General features: G+C 72.8%; 20 protein-coding genes. 13 read left to right on the forward strand and 7 right to left on the reverse strand.

All coding sequences use genetic code 11. The annotated features are described in order from the left end of the window. Positions 1-3 precede the first annotated feature (3 nt). Positions 4-495, forward strand: a complete 492-nt coding sequence (locus tag C6361_RS10355; RefSeq protein ID WP_159079274.1) for a hypothetical protein — start codon at positions 4-6, stop codon at positions 493-495. A 37-nt stretch (positions 496-532) separates the two neighbouring features. On the opposite strand, the gene C6361_RS10360 is transcribed toward C6361_RS10355, so the two are convergent. After that, a complete protein-coding gene (locus C6361_RS10360) occupies positions 533-1,297 on the reverse strand; it encodes a hypothetical protein (protein ID WP_107267595.1) in 765 nt (254 codons plus the stop codon). Between the two features lie 330 nt (positions 1,298-1,627). On the opposite strand from C6361_RS10360, the gene C6361_RS10365 reads away from it, so the two are divergent. From C6361_RS10365 to ispF, 3 genes are all read left to right on the forward strand, one after another. Further along, positions 1,628-2,113: a CarD family transcriptional regulator gene (locus C6361_RS10365; RefSeq protein WP_007073334.1), complete on the forward strand. Its 486-nt coding sequence runs from the start codon at positions 1,628-1,630 to the stop codon at positions 2,111-2,113. Positions 2,114-2,176: 63 nt separating this feature from the next. Further along, positions 2,177-2,887: a 2-C-methyl-D-erythritol 4-phosphate cytidylyltransferase gene (gene ispD, locus C6361_RS10370; protein ID WP_107267596.1), complete on the forward strand. Its 711-nt coding sequence runs from the start codon at positions 2,177-2,179 to the stop codon at positions 2,885-2,887. A gap of 18 nt (positions 2,888-2,905) precedes the next feature. Then, entirely contained in the window at positions 2,906-3,388 is a 483-nt protein-coding gene (gene ispF, locus C6361_RS10375) for a 2-C-methyl-D-erythritol 2,4-cyclodiphosphate synthase (protein ID WP_107267597.1), read from the forward strand. Between the two features lie 371 nt (positions 3,389-3,759). On the opposite strand, the gene C6361_RS10385 is transcribed toward ispF, so the two are convergent. Continuing rightward, positions 3,760-4,071: a hypothetical protein gene (locus tag C6361_RS10385; protein ID WP_107267598.1), complete on the reverse strand. Its 312-nt coding sequence runs from the start codon at positions 4,069-4,071 to the stop codon at positions 3,760-3,762. Between the two features lie 135 nt (positions 4,072-4,206). Here C6361_RS10385 and C6361_RS10390 point away from each other — a divergent pair, with 135 nt between their 5' ends. The 4 genes from C6361_RS10390 to C6361_RS10405 all read left to right on the forward strand — a co-directional run bounded on the left by C6361_RS10390 (position 4,207) and on the right by C6361_RS10405 (position 7,767). Continuing rightward, entirely contained in the window at positions 4,207-4,983 is a 777-nt protein-coding gene (locus C6361_RS10390) for a helix-turn-helix transcriptional regulator (RefSeq protein ID WP_159079275.1), read from the forward strand. Further along, entirely contained in the window at positions 4,976-5,164 is a 189-nt protein-coding gene (locus tag C6361_RS10395; RefSeq protein WP_107267600.1) for a DUF397 domain-containing protein, read from the forward strand. Before C6361_RS10390 ends, C6361_RS10395 begins: the two co-directional genes overlap by 8 nt. Before the next feature lie 371 nt (positions 5,165-5,535). Next, on the forward strand, positions 5,536-6,573 hold the full coding sequence (locus C6361_RS10400; protein ID WP_107267601.1) for a tetratricopeptide repeat protein: 1,038 nt from the start codon (positions 5,536-5,538) through the stop codon (positions 6,571-6,573). A 147-nt stretch (positions 6,574-6,720) separates the two neighbouring features. Next, on the forward strand, positions 6,721-7,767 hold the full coding sequence (locus tag C6361_RS10405; protein WP_159079276.1) for a hypothetical protein: 1,047 nt from the start codon (positions 6,721-6,723) through the stop codon (positions 7,765-7,767). 23 nt (positions 7,768-7,790) lie between these two features. Here the strand turns inward: C6361_RS10405 and C6361_RS10410 are convergent, their stop codons facing one another. Continuing rightward, a complete protein-coding gene (locus C6361_RS10410) occupies positions 7,791-8,966 on the reverse strand; it encodes a homogentisate 1,2-dioxygenase (protein WP_107257428.1) in 1,176 nt (391 codons plus the stop codon). Between the two features lie 94 nt (positions 8,967-9,060). Here C6361_RS10410 and C6361_RS10415 point away from each other — a divergent pair, with 94 nt between their 5' ends. The 5 genes from C6361_RS10415 (at position 9,061) to C6361_RS10435 (ending at position 13,720) form a co-directional block, all read left to right on the forward strand. Continuing rightward, positions 9,061-9,918 (forward strand): hypothetical protein, encoded by an 858-nt coding sequence (locus tag C6361_RS10415; protein ID WP_107257429.1) that lies wholly within the window; start codon positions 9,061-9,063, stop codon positions 9,916-9,918. A 16-nt stretch (positions 9,919-9,934) separates the two neighbouring features. Further along, positions 9,935-11,140, forward strand: coding sequence for a fumarylacetoacetase (fahA, locus tag C6361_RS10420; RefSeq protein ID WP_107267603.1), 1,206 nt, complete (start codon positions 9,935-9,937; stop codon positions 11,138-11,140). Between the two features lie 191 nt (positions 11,141-11,331). Further along, positions 11,332-11,529 carry a DUF397 domain-containing protein gene (locus C6361_RS10425; RefSeq protein ID WP_107257431.1) on the forward strand — a complete coding sequence of 66 codons (198 nt, stop codon included), beginning with the start codon at positions 11,332-11,334 and terminating at the stop codon, positions 11,527-11,529. A gap of 190 nt (positions 11,530-11,719) precedes the next feature. Further along, complete coding sequence (locus tag C6361_RS10430) at positions 11,720-12,304, forward strand: SRPBCC domain-containing protein (protein WP_107267604.1); 585 nt, start codon at positions 11,720-11,722, stop codon at positions 12,302-12,304. A 120-nt stretch (positions 12,305-12,424) separates the two neighbouring features. Further along, positions 12,425-13,720 carry a PQQ-binding-like beta-propeller repeat protein gene (locus C6361_RS10435; RefSeq protein WP_107267605.1) on the forward strand — a complete coding sequence of 432 codons (1,296 nt, stop codon included), beginning with the start codon at positions 12,425-12,427 and terminating at the stop codon, positions 13,718-13,720. A gap of 138 nt (positions 13,721-13,858) precedes the next feature. Here C6361_RS10435 and C6361_RS10440 read toward each other — a convergent pair whose 3' ends face one another. From C6361_RS10440 to C6361_RS10455, 4 genes are all read right to left on the reverse strand, one after another. Then, entirely contained in the window at positions 13,859-14,887 is a 1,029-nt protein-coding gene (locus tag C6361_RS10440) for a hypothetical protein (protein ID WP_199853317.1), read from the reverse strand. A gap of 31 nt (positions 14,888-14,918) precedes the next feature. Continuing rightward, positions 14,919-15,473, reverse strand: a complete 555-nt coding sequence (locus C6361_RS10445; RefSeq protein ID WP_234359435.1) for a hypothetical protein — start codon at positions 15,471-15,473, stop codon at positions 14,919-14,921. A gap of 131 nt (positions 15,474-15,604) precedes the next feature. Then, complete coding sequence (gene hisC / locus C6361_RS10450; RefSeq protein ID WP_107267607.1) at positions 15,605-16,756, reverse strand: histidinol-phosphate transaminase; 1,152 nt, start codon at positions 16,754-16,756, stop codon at positions 15,605-15,607. Continuing rightward, a complete protein-coding gene (locus tag C6361_RS10455) occupies positions 16,753-17,835 on the reverse strand; it encodes an RDD family protein (protein ID WP_107267608.1) in 1,083 nt (360 codons plus the stop codon). The genes hisC and C6361_RS10455 overlap by 4 nt, the downstream gene beginning before the upstream one ends. Between the last annotated feature and the right edge of the window lie 8 nt (positions 17,836-17,843).

The raw sequence follows: 17,843 nt of genomic DNA on the forward strand, positions 1-17,843 counted from the left end.
CCGGTGCGCAGGGTGGCGTTGACGATGGCAGCGGTGCTGCTGGTCGGGATCGGTGGCTGGTGGTCGGTCCGGTCGGCTCCGGAGCCGCCCCGGCCGGGCCAGACGGGGGTCGGCGGGGCGCAGGTGGCGCCCGGGGTCGGCGGGGCGGACCTGGCCGGCGAGCGGAGCGGGAGCGTGGCCGGGCAGAGCCTGCCGCGCTTCCGGGACACGGTCTGGCGGGAGACGGCGACGCTGAACCAGCGCCGGTTCGTCACCTGGTCGATCGACACCCGGCCGGGCGGCCGCTATCTGCTCCAGTACGTCTGCCTCAGTCCGGGGGAGCTGCACGTCCGGGTGTTCCGGGGGGTGACGCAGAGCTGGTCGAGGTCGGTGAGTTGCCCGGGACCGTTCGGCAGTGTGCAGCTCGTCGCGGCGGGGGACGAGATGTCGATCGGGGCGCGACGGCTGAACCACCGGCACGTGGAGGTCGCCCTCCAGGTGGTGGCGCTGCCCTGACCGGGAGGTTGCTTCCCGGCTGAACCGGGTGGCCGGCTCAGGCGGGGGTCAGCAGGCGCGGCAGGTCGGCCTGGTAGTCGCCCGGCGAGCCAAGTTCCGGCACGGTGCGGAGGATCTGCCCGGACCGGCTGGCGAGTACGGCGGAGGGTCTGCCGTTCGCCAGGGGCAGGTGCAGCGCGGCCCGCAGCTCGGAGGTGGGGTCCGTCAGGTAGCGGGGCGGTCTGCCGCCGGGCGGTGGCATGCTCCGGGCGCCGGGTACGGTCCGGCGGGTGCTGACCGCCACCACGGCGACTCCGGGTGGGGCGGCCCGGACGGCGGCGTCGAGGTGCTCCTCACAGCTACAGCCGTCGATCAGGATGACCACGGCGGGGAGCAGCCCGCGCAACGGGACGACCCGGCCGTCCTCGCCCAGCAGGTCCAGCGCGGGCAGGGCGCGGGCGGCCGGGTTCGTCGGGCCGCTCGGGCTGCCGGGGGTGCTTCGGCCGGTGGCGACCGGCCGCTGCGGGTTTGGCCAGGTGATGGCGAAGAGGCTGGTCAGGGTCGCCAGCAGGGCGACGGAGAGGATCAGCAGGCAGAGTCGCAGCGGGGCGGGGCCGGCGGTGCTGGTGGAGAGCCCGAGGCGCCGGCGCCAGCCGTCGCGGCGGGCGCGTAGCCGCAGTTCGCGGCGGATCTGGGCGGCTTCGGCGGCGAGTTCGCCGGGGTCGTCGGGGATGACGATCCGGCCCCAGTCGGCGGGCAGGTCGGGCACGCCGTCGAACGGGCCGTTGTCCGGCCGGCCGTCGCCGTCCGCCGACGTGCTCATCGCGCACCCCCTGGCTGCTCACCTGAGGTGTGAATCGGGCTCCGCTCCAGCCTCCCCCACCGGGGGGCGTATCGCCAGTGGGCGGCGGTGCCGTGTGCCGGAGAGATATGCTGGAGGGACCGCAACGCCCTACATCCGATTTTTCCGATCCGCCTTGTCGGCCGGTGATCCGTGTGTCACGCAGCGTGCCTAAATCTACGGATCGCTGTCTTGTCAAGCCGAAGAAAGACCTCTCACAGGGCCTCTGAGCTGCGCTAACGGTCAGGACTGCGGTGGGACATCGGTGCCTGAGCGTGTTACCCTAGACACAGCGAAAGGGGTTTCGAACCTATGGTTTTCAGTGTCGGCGAGACCGTTGTTTACCCCCACCACGGGGCCGCACTCATCGAGGCGATCGAGACTCGGGTCATCAAGGGCGAGCCCAAGCAGTACCTCGTCCTCAGGGTCGCTCAGGGTGATCTGACGGTCCGGGTGCCCGCCGAGAATGCCGAGATCGTGGGCGTGCGCGAAGTGGTTGGCGAAGAGGGCCTGGGCAAGGTCTTCGACGTCCTCCGTGCCCCGCACACCGAGGAGCCGACCAACTGGTCGCGGCGTTACAAGGCAAATCTGGAGAAGCTGGCCTCCGGTAATCCCCTCAAGGTGGCCGAGGTTGTCCGCGACCTCTGGCGCCGGGAGCGGGAGCGGGGCCTGTCGGCGGGTGAGAAGCGAATGCTCGCCAAGGCCCGCGACATCCTCGTCGGTGAGGTGGCGCTCGCCGAAAAGAGCACCAAGGACGAAGCGGAAACTCTTCTCGACAAGGTGCTCACCGAGGCATAGCACTCAGGCTGGCACTTCCGCCGGTGCCGGCGACGTACCGGAAGAAAGTCCGAGGACCGCGACGTGACCGCGCAGCTCAATCCGCGCGGTGACGTCGCGGTCCTCGTTCCGGCTGCGGGTGCCGGCGTCCGGCTCGGGCCGGGCGGCCCCAAGGCGCTCCGTCGGATCGGTGGCGAACCCCTGCTGGTGCACGCCGTGCGACGGATCGCCGCCGCACCCTCGGTGCACACCGTCGTGGTGGCGGCGCCACCCGGCGACGAGGACGCGGTCCGGGACCTGCTCGCCCCGGTGGCCGAGCTGACCGTGGTGACCGGCGGCGCCACCCGGCAGGAGTCGGTCGCCGCCGCGCTGGCAGCGGTGCCTGCCGGCCCGGAGATCGTCCTGGTGCACGACGCCGCCCGGGCGCTCACCCCGACCGCCCTGGTCGAGTCGGTCGTCCAGGCGGTCCGTGCCGGTGCGGAGGCCGTGATCCCGGTGCTCCCGGTGGTCGACACGGTCAAGGAGGTCTCGCCGGCCGGTCTGGTGCTCGGCACCGTGGACCGGTCCGCGCTGCGGGCCGTGCAGACGCCGCAGGGTTTCCGGCGGGCGGTGCTCGCCGCCGCGCACGCCGCCGCCGTCGATCCGCTCACCGACGACGCGGGCCTGGTCGAGAAGCAGGGCGTACCCGTCACCTGCGTCCCCGGCTCCGAATACGCGCTGAAGATCACCCGCCCGTTCGACCTGGCCCTGGCCGAGCACCTGCTCGGCGCCGTACCGCTCGCCGGGCACCACTGATCGCCTACGCTTTCGCACGTGATCCTTCCGCTGGTCGGTGTCGGCACCGACGTGCACGGGTTCGAGGCGGGCCGGGCCTGCTGGGTGGCCGGCCTGCACTGGCCCGGCGTGGACGGGCTGGCCGGGCACTCCGACGGTGACGTCGCCGCGCACGCCGCCTGCGACGCGCTGCTCTCCGCCGCCGGCCTCGGCGACCTGGGCAGCAACTTCGGGGTGGCCGAGCCGGAATGGGCCGGTGCCGCCGGGGTGACGCTGCTGGCCGAGACCGCCCGCCGGGTCCGGGCCGCCGGCTTCGAGATCGGCAACGTCTCGATCCAGGTCATCGGGGTACGCCCGAAGATCGGTCCCCGCCGTGCCGAGGCGCAGCGGACGTTGACGGCGGCGGTCGGTGCCCCGGTCACCGTCTCCGGTACCACCACCGACGGGCTCGGGCTCACCGGCCGGGGCGAGGGGCTGGCGGGTATCGCCGTCGCCCTGGTCCACCGGTCATCCCAGGGTTAGCCTCGGCAGGCCAACCGGAATGAACGGCGGAGGCGATTCTCCGAATCTTGGTGAATTGAGGTTCGTGGCCGATTCTGATTCAACAAGAATCTTGGTGCGGCGGGCTCGTGTGCCGTTGGCGGGGAAGCCAGTAGACGATTCGGGCGGCCAGTTCGCGGGGATCAACGGTGGGTAGGTCCTGTAAGGCATGTTGGAGTTGGCCCGCGAGGTAGATCAGTAAGCCGATCCGGTTGTCCCGATAGGCGTGTAGCAGGTTGAGGCGGGCCGGCTGGCAGGGCCACGGTGCGCCACAGGTCCGGCATCGGAACGAGGGGCGGGCCGGCGTGTGCGGTCGGAACCGGGCGTGCGGGCCGTACATCACGGACGCGCGGTCACTGGAGCTCGGCCTGTCGGGCCCGACCGGCCCGGGCCGGCGTCTGCCCGCCGGCCCGGCTGTTGGCCAGGTGCGGGCGGGTGGGCGCGACCCACGCCGGGCGGGCGTTGGGGTGCCGGTTCCGGGCCGGTGGCGGCGGCGGATCCGGGGGTACCCGGACCAGCGCCGGTCTGCCCGTCGGTGGCGGCCCGGGGCGGTGGGGCGCCGCGATGGTGCGCGGGCAGCGCCAGCGGCGGCCGCAGGAGCAGAAGATCCAGAGGAAATACCAGGCGCGGTAATGCCGGATGGGTTTGCGGTGTCGCCTGGACATTGATCACCCTTTCTCGTTGTTTCCCGGGCTGACGCGAGGTGGTTCCACCCTGGACTGTTTCCCGCGATCCACAGAAGATGGAGCCAGGGCACTGGAGGCGGATAACGGATACCCATCCACATACGGGAGCATTGGGTGAGCGATCTTCGAGAGATCCTGAGAAAGCAGCGCGCGGCGAAAAGGTTGACCCAGGATCAGGCTGGTGCCGCGATCAACGTCAGTGGATCATTGATTGCCGCGTTCGAATGCGGTCGACTGGTGCCGCAGCCCGACACGGCCGAACGGCTCGACGCGTTCTTCGGAACCGGCGACGAGATCCGGCGCACCGCCGAGACGGCCCGGGAAGACGCCCAGGCTCCCTGGCTGCGCCCGTGGACCGACAACGAGAAGCGCGCGGTCCTGCTGCGTACGTTCGAGCCGAACCTGATTCCCGGGCTCCTCCAGACCGAGGCGTATTCGCGCGCCGTGCTGCGCGGCACCCGGTTGCCGGACGAGGCGGTCGAACGGACCACCCAGGTTCGCAAGGATCGGCAGGCGGCAACGGTCGATCGGGCCGACCCGCCGATGCTGACCGCTGTGCTGGGCGAGGCCGCCCTGCACTGTGGTCCGCCCGACGTGCTGAAGGAGCAACTCGACCACCTGGTCGACGTCGGGCACCGCCCCCGGGTGCAGATCCGGGTAGTGCCCCGTAGTGCCGGACTGCACGGCGGGCTGTCCGGCGCCTTCGTGCTGGCGACGCTCCCCGGTGGGGTGCGGGCGGGCTATCTCGACGACCAACTGCGCGGCCGGGTGGTGACCGACGTCGATGACCTGCACGGTCTAGAGTTGGCCTGGGACATCGTCAGTGGTCTCGCCCTCCCGGTCGACCAGTCGCGGGACCTGATCGTGAAGGCGGTTGAGGAGCATGACTGAGCAACCGAACTGGCGCAAGAGCAGTCGTAGCAGCGGCAACCAGGGCAACTGCGTGGAGGTCGCGGACAACCTCCCGCACCGCGTGCTGGTCCGGGACAGTAAGGATCGGTCGGGGCCGGTGTTGACGTTCGGGCCGGCGGCCTGGCGCGGCTTCGTCCGGGACCTCGCCGCAGACCGCTAGTCCAGCAGCCGAGCGCCCCCGCGACCGTGTGGCAGCACGGGCGCGGGGGCATCGCCGTGTCCGGGCCGGGACGACAGTCCCCTTGACGGGATTGTGTCGGGGCCGCGATCACGGGGGGAGGCGGGTTGGGCTCAGCAGCGGGAAGTCGTCCACCAGGTGACCGGGGGCAGTAAGGGACCAAGCCTGACGCCACGGGGGGAGCGCCAGGCTTGGTCCCGTCTACGGTACCGCGCATCGGGCGGCATGGGGAGTGGGCATTCGGCGGGTCGTCGGGCAACTGGCCGGTGCGGTCCGGCAACCCGCCCGGAGAGTGGGTGTTCGGCGGGTCGGGCGTGCTGAGCCGGCGGGACAGCGCCGGTTAGGCTCGGCCCGTGTCCAGCGACGCCGATTCCGACCAGTCCTCCTCCGCCGAAGGGTACGTCCAGCGCGCCGAACTGCTCGCCGAACTCGGCCGGTACGACGAAGCTGCCGCCGAAGTCGGGTTCGCGATCGCGCTCGACCCGTCCAATGTGCGTGCGCTGGTCATGCTCGCGATGGTCCGGCTCGCCGGGGAGAAGCCGGAAGAGGCGCTGAGCGCGGCGGACTCGGCGGTGGCCGTCGCGCCGGAGCTGATCCATCCGCTGGTGATCCGGGGACACGCCCTGGCCGACCTGCGCCGGTTCAAGGAGGCGGCGGCGACGGCCGACGAGATCCTCGCGCTCGGGCCGGACGACGCGTACGCCCAGCGCAGCGCGGCGGCGATCCTGGGTGAGTCGCGTAACGGACAGCAGGCGCTCAACGCCGCGTGGCGGGGTGTCGAGCTGGCGCCGGAGGAGCCGCAGGCGCACCTGGTGCTGGGCCTGGTGGCGGCCAGGATGGAGATGTTCGAGCTGGCCGAGCGGGCCTACCGGGAGGCGCTGCGGCTGGACCCGGAGCTGGCGGCGGCCCAGCACAACATCGGGGTGATCCGGCTGGAGCAGCGGCGCTACTCGGAGGCGCTGGAACATCTCGCCGACGCGGCGGCACTCGACCCGACCAGCCGGGACGGCGCCCGGGCGATCGGCGGTGGGCTGCGCCAGCTCCTGATGTACGGCGCCGGCTACACCATCGTGGTGTCGGTACTGGTGGCCTGCCTGGCGGCGGCGAACCCGGTCTCGTCCCGGCTCTGGGCCGGGCTGGCGGCGGTGACCGGCGGCATCCTGGTCTGGCGGTTCGCCCGGCGGGTGCCGAACCTGGGCCGGGGGCGGCTGCCCGACCTGATCCGCGCCGACCGGATGCTGGCGCTCGCCGTCTACGCCGTGGTCGCCGGCCCCTGCCTGATCCTGCTCTACGCCATCCTCGGCACGCCGTGGCCGCTGGTGCTGGCGATCCTCGCCACCGCCGCGACCGAGCTGGCAGTCCTCTTCGGCTGGTCACCCGACCGCGACTGACGGCAGCGGGCGCATCGAACGGCCGGGACGAACAGGTAGAGTCGGGACAGAACATCCCGCTTCTGCACGGCCTGCCGTGCCGACGGCACGTTCGGGGGTGCGATGTCTCGACAGTGGACTCGGCGACTCGGTGTGACCCTCTGCGGGGTGTTGGCGCTCACGGGCTGCACCGACGAGAGCGCCCCGGAGCCGCCGGCACCCAAGGTGACCACCCAGGAGTTCGCGCAGCGGCTCACCGAGCACCTGTCCCGGGCGGTGACCGGGGCGTTGGAGGCCGAGGCGCGGGCCACCGCGCCGAACCACTCGCAGAGCGTGGGCTGTGCCGACCTGCCCGGAGGCGGCCCGAGCTGGGGCGTCCGGCCGCGAGCCGAGCTGACGGTCACCGCGGGCGAGAAGGCGGGGAAGTACCTCGACGACGTGGACACGTGGATGATCCGCGAGGGTTTCGGTGAACGTACCAAGGGGTGGCGGGTCGACACGCCCGCCGACGTCCAGGAGATCACCGGCGAGCACGACGACGGCACCGAGTTGCTCATGGAGATGGCTCGGGACAGCGGGACGTTCACCGTCGAGCTGACCGGGCCGTGCACCTGGCCACCGAACCGGTCCGGCGGTCCGCCGCCCTCCGGGCAGCTCCCGCCCCTGCCGGCGCCGTCCGGTCAGACACAGACCCGCAGCGAGGATTCCGACCAGCCGTGCACGTCACCGAAGCTCTACGTCTACAACCTCACCTCCCGGCCGTTCGCCGGCCGGGGTCCGCACCTGATGGCGCTGGTCAGATACGCCGACGAGCGGGAGATGGAGTACGCCGAGATCCTGCTGCCCAACGCCTGGGAGCCCCGGTACGCGCCGGGCACCTCACAGCGGAACCTCGACGAGGTACAACTCCTCGTCTGCGTACGGGTGACGGCGACCCGGGACTCGGGTAAGGACGTCACCTGCAGCTACACGAGTGAACCGGCGGCACCGACCGGCGGTCTGCCGTTCACCTTCGACCTGTTCGAGAGCGTCTACCAGGTCACGGTGCGGGAGGCCCGCAGCGGCAGGGTGGTCAGCGAGTTCACCATCCCGGGTCGGCAGAACGGCGAGGACAACTGTCCGTTCCGGATGGACTACAACCGGAAGCTGGCCCGGGGCATCGACGAGCGGGCCTTCGAGCGAAGGTTGAAGTCCCTCGTCGAGGCACGCAGGTGACGAGGCTGCCGGCGCGGTAGGGCTCAGCCGGTGGTCCGGCCGGACCAGGTCCAGGCGTACCCGGTGTCCTCACAGGAGAGTGCCGGGCCGCAGAGGTCGAGCGGGCGGAAGGTGTCGACCATGACGGCCAGCTCGTCGAAGCTCTCCGCCCCGATCGCCCGCTCGGGGGCGCCGGGCTGCGGGCCGTGGGTGAAACCGCCCGGGTGCAGCGAGATCGAGCCCTGCTCGATCCCGGAGCCGCGCCGCGCCTCGTAGTTGCCGCCGGTGTAGAAGAGCATCTCGTCGGAGTCGACGTTGTGGTGGTTGTACGGCACCGGGACGGCCAGCGGGTGGTAGTCGACCTTGCGGGGTACGAAGGAGCAGATCACGAAGTTCGGCCCCTGGAAGGTCTGGTGCACCGGCGGTGGCTGGTGGATCCGGCCGGTGATCGGCTCGAAGTCGTGGATGGAGAACGCCCACGGGTAGAGGTGACCGTCCCAGCCGACCACGTCGAAGGGGTGGTTGGCGTAGACGTGCCGGGTCCAGCCCCGGCGGTGCTGGACGTAGACCTCGACGTCGGTCTCCTCGACCAGCAGCGGCGCCTCCGGGCCGCGTACGTCCCGCTCGCAGTAGGGGGAGTGTTCGAGGAACTGGCCGCGTACCGAGAGGTAGCGCTTGGGCGGGCCGATGTGCCCGGACGCCTCGATGGCGAGCATCCGCAGCGGCTGCGGGGCGACCGGGACGATCCGGTACACCACCGAGGTCGGGATGATCACGTAGTCCCCGGCGGTCACCCCGAGCACCCCGAAGCTGGACTCGATCCGGGCGGCGCCGGACTCGACGTAGAGGCACTCGTCGCCGATGGCGTTGCGGTAGAGCGGGGAGGGCTGGTCGGCGACGACGTACGAGATCCGGACGTCGTCGTTGGCCAGCAGGTGCTGCCGGCCGAGGATCGCGTCGGCGCCGGCACCGCCGTCGAGCTTGTGGGTGCGCAGGTGGCGGGGCTTGAGCGGCAGGTTCGGCACCCGCTGCCAGGCCGGTGGGGTGAACTCCTCGGCGGCGACGATCGCGGTCGGCAGATAGCGGTGGTAGAGCAGCGACGAGTCGGAGGAGAAGCCCTCCTGCCCCATCAGCTCCTCGGCGTAGAGGCTGCCGTCGGGCTGCCGGAACTGGGTGTGGCGCTTCCGGGGAACCTCGCCGACGCTGCGGTAGTACGGCATGATCGCCTCCCTTTTGTCCCAGTCACCGGCCGAGAACGTCCGATAATCGGACGGTGTTGTCCGCTAGTCGTAGCGTCCCGTAAGTTCTCTGTTCGTGTCAACGCAGGTGCCCCGGCTCTTCGCCGGGCTGGTCGACGACGCCGCCGTCTTCCCGCCCGGCAGCGCGAGCCTGCCCGACGCGGTCGCCGCGCACCGCCGGCACCGCAATGCCTGGTACGCCCCGCTGGTCGGCCCCCTGCTGCTGCCCGCCTCCGCCCTGCCCACCCTGCCGGCCCTGCTCGCCGACGACGAGCGGATCGACGTCGGGGTGATCGGCGACGTACCCGTCGAAGAGCTGTACCCGCTGCGCGACCGCACCGACCCGCGGATCCGGATCCGGCAGGTCGAGATGGCGGTGGCCAAGCGGGGCGAGGACCCGCTGCCCGGCCTCGCCGCGCTCGCCGGCCTCCCCGCCCAGCTGGACGACGCGGACGTCTACGCCGAGGTCCCGCTCACCTGGGGGCTGCTCGGCGCGCTCGACCGGCTGGCCGACGAGCGGGCCGCCGGCAGGCGGATCGCGGCCAAGTTCCGCACCGGCGGGCTGGCCGCCGAACTCTTCCCCACCCCGGTCGAACTGGCCGCCGTGATCGGCGCCTGCCGGGACCGGGAACTGCCGTTCAAGCTCACCGCCGGACTGCACCACGCGATCCGGCACATCGACCCGGAGACCGGCTTCACCCACCACGGCTTCGTCAACATCCTCGCCGCCACCGCCGTCGCCTGTTCCGGCGCCGAGGTGGCCGCGGTGGCCGAGACGCTGGCCGCGACCGACCCGCTGCCGCTGGTCGAGGCGGCCCGGTCCCGACGCGAGGAACACCGTCCACTCTGGATCGGCTTCGGCTCGTGCAGCGTGATGGAACCGCTGATCGACCTGGTCCGGCTGGGACTGGTGAACGGAGGCTTCGAGTCGTGACAGTTGGAGGAGACGCGTGACCTGGGTGGCGGAGGCGGCCGGATCGGCGTACGGGGTGCACAACCTGCCGTACGGGGTCTTCCGGTCGGCGGGGCGGGCGCCCCGGATCGGCGTACGGATCGGGAACCTGGTCCTGGACCTCGACGGCGCGGAGGCGGCCGGGCTGGTCCTGGCCGGCGGCGCGCTGCGGCAGCCGACCCTGAACCCGTTCCTGACGCTCGGCCGGGCGCAGTGGAGCACCGTCCGGACCCGGATCGTGGAACTGCTGACCGAGGAGGAGCACCGGGCGGCGGTGACCCCGCTGCTGGTCCCGCTGGACCGGGTCGAGCTGGTGATGCCCTTCGAGGTCGCCGACTACGTCGACTTCTACTCCTCCGAGCACCATGCCAGCAACGTCGGGAGGATCTTCCGGCCGGACGGGCAGCCGCTGCTGCCGAACTGGCGGCACCTGCCGGTCGGCTACCACGGTCGGGCCGGCACGGTGGTGGTCTCCGGTACCCCGGTGGTCCGCCCGATGGGGCAGCGCAACACCCCCGACGGTCCGGTGTACGGGCCGTCGACCCGGCTGGACATCGAGGCCGAGGTCGGTTTCGTGGTCGGCGTACCGTCCCCGCTCGGCGAGCGGGTCGGGGTGGACGACTTCGCCGCGCACGTCTTCGGGGTGGTACTGCTCAACGACTGGTCGGCCCGGGACATCCAGGCGTGGGAATACCAGCCGCTCGGGCCCTTCCTCGGCAAGTCGTTCTGCACCTCGATCTCGCCCTGGGTGGTGCCGCTGGAGGCGCTGGCCGACGCCTGGGTGCCGGCCCCGGAGCAGGAGCCGGCGGTGCTCGACTACCTGCGGGACGTACCGCACCTGGGGCTGGACCTGCGGCTGACGGTGGACTGGAACGGCACCCGGGTCAGCGAGCCGCCCTTCGCCGGGATGTACTGGACGCCGGCCCAGCAGCTCGCGCACCTGACGGTGAACGGGGCGGCGCTGCGTACCGGCGACCTCTACGCCTCGGGCACGGTCTCCGGGCCGCTCCGCGAGCAGGTCGGCTCGTTCCTCGAACTGACCTGGGGCGGCCGGGAGCCGGTGAAGCTCTCCGACGGCTCGACCCGGACCTTCCTGTCCGACGGCGACACGGTCGGCATCGGCGCCACCGCGCCCGGGCCGGACGGCACCACGGTCGGCCTCGGCGAGGTCGTCGGGACGATCGTCCCGGCCCGCTCGGCCTGACACCTTCCGATCCGTCCAGCGTACGCACAGCCGGTCTCCAGTCGGCGTTCAGCCGGCTCTCTCCCAGCCGGTCGGACGAACTGTGCGATTGACCGGCCGGGACGAGTAACAGGATTGCTCATCGCGCGTTGAGTTACCCGGATGGGGACAAACCCGTCATCAATGGTGATTCACCTTGAAAGGGTACAAAAATGTTCAACGCGGAAGTTGCTCGCTGGCGCAAGAGCAGCCGTTCCAACGACCAGGGACTCTGCATCGAAGTGGCCGACAACCTGCCCGGGGTGGTCGGCGTGCGCGACTCGAAGGACCCGGACCCGGTGCTGTCGTTCGAGCCGGCCAGTTGGGCGGCGTTCGTGACCGCGACCAGGACGGGCGCGTTCGGGAGCTGATCCACACCGCGCGGTTCCGAGCACTGTCGGGACCGCGCGGTCACGGGGGACCCCGCCCCGGCACCGGGCGTGGCGAGGCCCGCCGACCCGGGTTGAGTCGCGCCGCGCTGTCACGTTCTGATCACTCTGCGGCGGTCCGCACTGTGGTCTGCCCCTTCCGCCCCGTACCGTGGTGGTCGGGGAGGTGCCCATGTCGACGGTGGCGTTCAGCCGACTGATCGAGGCGCCCGCCGACGAGCTGTGGCGGGTCTTCACCGACCTGCCCGCCCGCCCCCGATGGCTCTGCCAGGTCGACCAGGTCGAGGTGCTGCACCCGGCCGGGCCGCCGACCGAGACCGGACTGCCGACCGAGACCGGGCTGTCGACCGAGAGCGGGCTGTCGACCGAGAGCGGGCGGTCGACCTACAGCGGGTTCGGGGTCGGGACTGTCTGGCGGGAGAGCCGGACCGGCCCGGACGGCACCGTGATGGCCGAGGAGTTCGCCGTCCAGGAGGCGACACCGCCCCGGCGACTCGTGGTCAGCTCGACCGGCAACGGGGTGGACTACCTGACGACGTACACCTTCGCTCCGGTGCCGGGCCGGCGGCCGGGCCGGCACCGGACGGTGGTGACGGTCAGCCACCAGGGTGTGCCGACCGCCCGGTACGGCCGGCTGTTGGCGGTGATCTTCGGCGGGCTCGCCGCCCGGGCGGGCGAGGGCGCGCTGCGCCGGGACCTGGCCGACCTCGCCACCGCCACCGGGCCGGACCGTCGCGGCCCCGCCGTCGCCGCCTGATCCCCGCGCCGCCCCCGCGCCCGTCACCTCTCTGATCGTCCCCGGCCGGTCACCGGATCGTGCACCTGCCAGGCGGCGGACGCCCGGCGGTCGATAGGGTTCGGGCGGAGGTGTCCGGGCATGGCAACGCCGAACGGCGCGCGGAACTGGTGGCGGCCGGCGGTCGCCATCGCGGTGGCGGTGCTGGTCGTGGTCGGATCCGCCGTGATCGTGCACCGGGTGCTGGCGCCGGCCGAGGTGGTCACCCCGGCCCGGGCCGACTATCCGGCCCCGGTGACCGTCCGGCCCGGCGTGGTCGGCACCCTGAACGCGGCACCGCTGATCGTCGACGACCGGATCCGGGTCTACGCCACCACCCGGCAGATCCGGGCCGACCGGCCGGTCGACGCACCCACCCGGCGTACGCCCTACTGGTCGTACCGGCGCTGGCCGGCGCAGGTGGCGGGGCTGGTGGCCGACGGCGGCACGGTGGTGACCCGCTGGTCGGACGGCGAGCTGGTGGCACTGGACGCGCGTACCGGCACCGTGCGCTGGCGGGCCACCGGACCCAGCCCCGGGCACGGCTACCTCGGCCGACGCACCGGAGCCGCCACCGTCTACGCCCCGACCGGCCTGCACACCGCCCGCACCTCGACCGGCCGGCCCGTACTGGTGGTCGGTGGGACCGCCGACCGGCGCGGGATCGACCTCGACTCCGGCCGGGAACTGTGGCGCCTCGCCGCCGATCCCACCTGCTCCGACGGGGGCCCGGACGACGAGGCCGCCGCCGGCGCGGGGCAGGGGCTGACCACCACCGACGGGTTCTTCGCCGTCCTCGACACCTGTGCCGGTTCCCGGGAGGTCGAGTTCCACGACGTGGCCACGGGCAGCCTCGCCGGTCGTTGGCGTCCCGACGACTCCGGGGGGCCGGTGCAGGTCAGCCCGGTCGGCTGTGCGGCCGGGCGGTCCGGCTGCCGGGCGCTGCGGACGGTCAGCGCCGGGGTGACCCGGGGCTGGCTGGTCGAGGGGGCCCGCCCGGTACCCGCCCCGGCCCTGGACTCGCCCGATGCCGTACTGGTCGACGAGGTCGCGGTGGCGCCGGCCGGAACCGGGCTGGTGGCCCGCTCGGCGCGCAACAATGCCGAACTCTGGCGCTGGTCCGAGGCGGGTCAGGCGCGGCTGGTCGCCGCCCAACCGGGTCGGGTGCACCTGCGTACCGCCGAAGGGGACCTGGTCACCCTCGACGCCGCGACCGGGGCGGAAAGGTCCCGCTTCCCGTTCACGTACGGGCGGGACTCGACCACCTGGTCGCCCGGGTTCGCCTACGCCGCCAGCGGCTTCGTCGCGGTGGAGCGGCTGGCCGAGCCGGTCGACCCGACCGCCGGGGACGACCGCTACTACCTGGCCGCCCAGCCGGTCATCCTGGCCGGCACCTGACCCGGCCCACTCCGGCGGACGTGTCTCCTCCGGCGACGCCCCGGCCCCCGCTGCTCCGGCTACGGCTCGGTCTGCGCTGCTCCGCTACGACCCGGTCCGCGCTGCTCCGACGACGACGCGTGCTCTGCGCTGCTCCGGCTACGACGCGGTATCTGCGTCGACCCTGCGACGGCGGTGTGCCCGGCGGGTGACGACCAGGAGTCCGCCGGCCACGAGCAGGCCGGCCAGCAGCGAACTTCCGAGGATGCCCCACGGGGTGCGCAGCGGCCCGAAGAGGGTGCTCGGCTCGCCCACCCCACCCGGATCGGGGAAGGTGATCCTCCCGGTACCGGTCTGTCGCACGGTGCCGCTCTGTAGCGCTATGTCGACCTTCCAGGGGCCGTTCGGCAGTTCCCGGGGAAACCGTACGCCGACCGTGCCCGACGCCCCGGGTCCGAGCGTCGTACCCTCGATCACGTCGAACGGGCCGGCCCGCGTCCCGGCGGGACCCTCGGAGAGGGAGACCGTTCCGCCGAGGTCCAGCGCCCGCCCGCCGGTGTTGCGCACCTCGATGCCGACCGACGGTACGCCCTGGGCGTCCCGGGCCGGCACCACCTCGCCGATGGTGAAGCTGGAGGGTGGCTCGCCGCCGATCCCGATGTCGAGATAGACCCGTACGCCGACCCGGTGCACCTGGGTGACGTTGGCCGACTTCTTCGGCGGGGACTTCGTCGAGGCCCAGATGACGGCGTACCGCTCGCCCTTCGAGGCCGGCGGTGGCACGTCGAGGGTGGCCCGGACCCGGGCCTGCCCGCCGGGTGGGAGGTCCAGCCGGTCCCGGTCCAGGGAGATCCAGGAGCTCAGCTCGTTCTGGGTCCGGCCCTCGCCGAACCGGAACCGGCCCTCGTCCAGGGTGGCCGCCGCGGCGTAGAGGTCGATCCGCTGGGTCCGGGCGGTCTTGTTCACCACCAGCAGGTGCCGCCGGATCAGGGTGCCCGGCGGCAGGTGGTCCACGATGTAGCGCAGCGCCCGTGGGTCGCCGCGCCGGTCCACCGGCGCCTCCAGCAGTTGGATGCCGATGCGCTCCACGTCGGGGTCCCGTGCCGCCGCGCCGGCCTGGGCGGGTGACAGGCCCAGTCCGGCGAGGCAGGCGAGGAGCAGCGGTACCCAGCCCGCCGGGCGCGGCACCGGTCCGGCCGGTACCGCCGTGCTGCGGGGGCTACGCCACCGAATGCGTCACCGTCCCGGTGTAGGTGCCGGCCTCGGCGCCCAGCGGCACGTTGACGATGATGCCCGGGTTCCAGGTGGCGGAGTTGTTGCCGGTGCCGCCGACGTGGCTGAACGCGACCACCGGGGTGACGTTGTCCAGCGGTTCGGCGTCGTCGCTGGTGGCCTGGCCGGGGGTGAAGGTGCCGTTGCCGGTGGTGGCGGTCGCCGGCCCGGACCAGTACTCGACCTCGGTGGCGAGGATGGTCTGGCTCGGCGTACCCGTGCCGGTGGTGAAGACGGTCGACGTCACGCTCGCCTCCCAGGAGGCGTCGCCCGAGGCGCGGGCGTCGGTGACGGTGACCGCGCCGAGGGAACCGGCGATGGTGGTGCCCGGTGCGCCGGCGCCGAGGTCGGCCGAGGCGGGCGCGTCGATGTCGAGGGTGCCGGCGGTGACGTCGAAGGTGACGGTGGTGGTGTCGGTCGGTGCCGCCACGGCGGGTGCGGCGGCGAGTCCCACCGCCGCCGTGGCGGCCACCCCGATCACGAGCATTCTGGCAAGTCGCACGGGCGGTACCTCACGTTTCTCGAATGGTCCGGTGATCTCGGGAGCCGGAGCAGCTCCGCTACCCATTCGAGAAGATAGAGCGTATCGTCCTATTTGTGCGTTAAACGCCCTTAATTACCATCGGTTTCGCGTTATCGCTGGTTAGCGAGCTGGTCGGCAACCGCCAGGAAGGCGTCGTTCTCCGCCGGGGTGCCGATGGTGACCCGTACGCCCTCGCCGGCGAAGGGGCGGACGATGATCCCGCGCGCCTCACACGCCTGCGCGAACGGCACCGACCGGTCCCCGAGCGGCAACCAGACGAAGTTCGACTGGCTCTCCGGCACCGTCGCGCCGACCGGCCCGCCCGACAGCCGCTTGCGCAGCGCCTCGGTGACCCGGTCCCGCTCGGCCACCACCAGCGCGCAGCGCCGCCGCACCTCGTCGGCCTGGGCGAGCGCGGCGAGCGCCCCCGCCTGGGCGGCCAGGCTGGTGGAGAACGGGGTGACCACCTTGCGAACCGCCGCCGCCACCTCCGGATGCCCGACCAGGAAACCGATCCGCAGCCCGGCCAGCCCCCACGCCTTGGAGAAGGTGCGCAGCACCACCACGTTCGGCCGGTCGCCGTACACCGCCAGGCCGTCCGGCACCTCGGCGTCGGTGACGAACTCCCGGTACGCCTCGTCGAGCACCACCAGCACGTCGTCCGGCACGGCGGCGAGAAACCGGTCCAGCTCCGCGCGACGCAGACTCGTCCCGGTCGGGTTGTTCGGGTTGCAGACCAGGATCAGCCGGGTCCGGTCGGTCACCGCCGCCGCCATCGCCGCCAGGTCGTGCCCGTGGCCGGCGTCGTTGGGCACCCGCACGCTGGTCGCGCCGCTGGTCGCCACGATGATCGGGTACGCCTCGAAGGAGCGCCACGAGTAGACCACCTCGTCCCCGGGCAGGCAGGTCGCCCGGACCAGGTGCTCGGCCAGCGCCACCGACCCGCAGCCGGTGGCGATCCGGTCCGGGTCCACGCCGTGCCGTTCGGCGAGCGCGGCGCGCAGCGCCAGTACGCCCATGTCCGGGTACCGGTGCGCGCCGGCCACCGCCTCGGCGACCGCCTCGACCACCCCGGGCAGCGGCCCGTACGGCACCTCGTTGCTGGCCAGCTTGATCGCTTCCGGCAGCCCCAGCTCCCGGGCCAGGTCGGCCGGGCTGCGCCCGGGCACGTAGTTCGGCAGCGCGTCGAGATCGGCGCGGGTCAGCCGGGGAGCCCCGGGCCGCCGGTCGGGGCCGGGGGTGGAACTGGTCGGACCGGTCATGACTCGGGACCTCCGATGCGATCAGGCGGGCTGCCGGTGGGCTCGGCCGGGGGAGGGGCCGAGGAGGTCGACCGGACCACCACGGTCTGCCCCCGCTTGTCGTGCAGGGCCTGCCGCAGCGGCCGGTCGAAGAACGCGAGCGCGCAGTCGACGAGCTGGATCAGGAAACCGATGCCGCAGCAGCTCCAGAGGAAGACCGGCAGGCCGAGCATGTTCCACCGCCGGAAGGAGCGGCCGAAGCCCAACTGCTCGGTCTCGGCCAGCGGTACGACCTTGATCCCCATCACCCGCTTGCCGAAGGTCTGCCCGGTGTTGGCCACCGACGGCACCTCGTAGGCGAACCAGAGCGCGACCGCGATCAGCAGGATGACCACCTGGAGGCCGTCGGCCTGCGGGCTCACCTGGGGCAGCCCCTCGGTGGTCGACTCGCCGGCCAGGGCACGCCGCCAGATCTCCCGGGTGACCGGCTCGACCTCCTGGACGAAACGCCAGACGAACCAGCCGTTGACCACCACGTTGAGCAGCAGCACCAGGCTGATGTCGATCAGCCGGGCGAGCACCCGGGCACCGAGCGGGGCCAGCTCCAGCCCGTGCGGCCGGGGCGGTGGCGCGGCCCAGTACGGATGCGGCCAGCCTGGCGGCGGCTGCCCGTACGGCGGCATCCCGGCCGGCGGCCCGTACGGCTGGCCCGCCGGACCCGCACCGGGCCAGCCCGGCGCGGCCGGTGGCCCGGAGGCCGGCGGTCCGCTCGGCGGTGCGCCGCTGACCGGCGGCGTCCCACCCTGCGGCGGAGCGCTGACCGGTGGCCCGGCCCAGGGCGGTCCGCCCCACGGCGCGGCCGGTCCGCCGGGCGCCCCGGCCGGGGGCGGCGCCGCCGGTGAGCCGGGCGCGGCGGGCGAACCCGGTGCGCCGGCTCCGCTGGACGGTGCGGGGGCCGGCTCGGGCTCCTCGGCCGGCGGCGGGCCGGGCGGCGGAGTGGCGTCGACGGGCAGCGGTGCGCCCACCCAGCCCTCGCCGTCCCAGTACCGCTGGGTGGTCGGCTCGGCGGGATCGGCGTACCAGCCCGGCTGCACCGTCACCGGGACGA

Origin of the sequence: Plantactinospora sp. BC1, from assembly GCF_003030345.1 — a bacterium.
Lineage (GTDB): Bacteria > Actinomycetota > Actinomycetes > Mycobacteriales > Micromonosporaceae > Plantactinospora.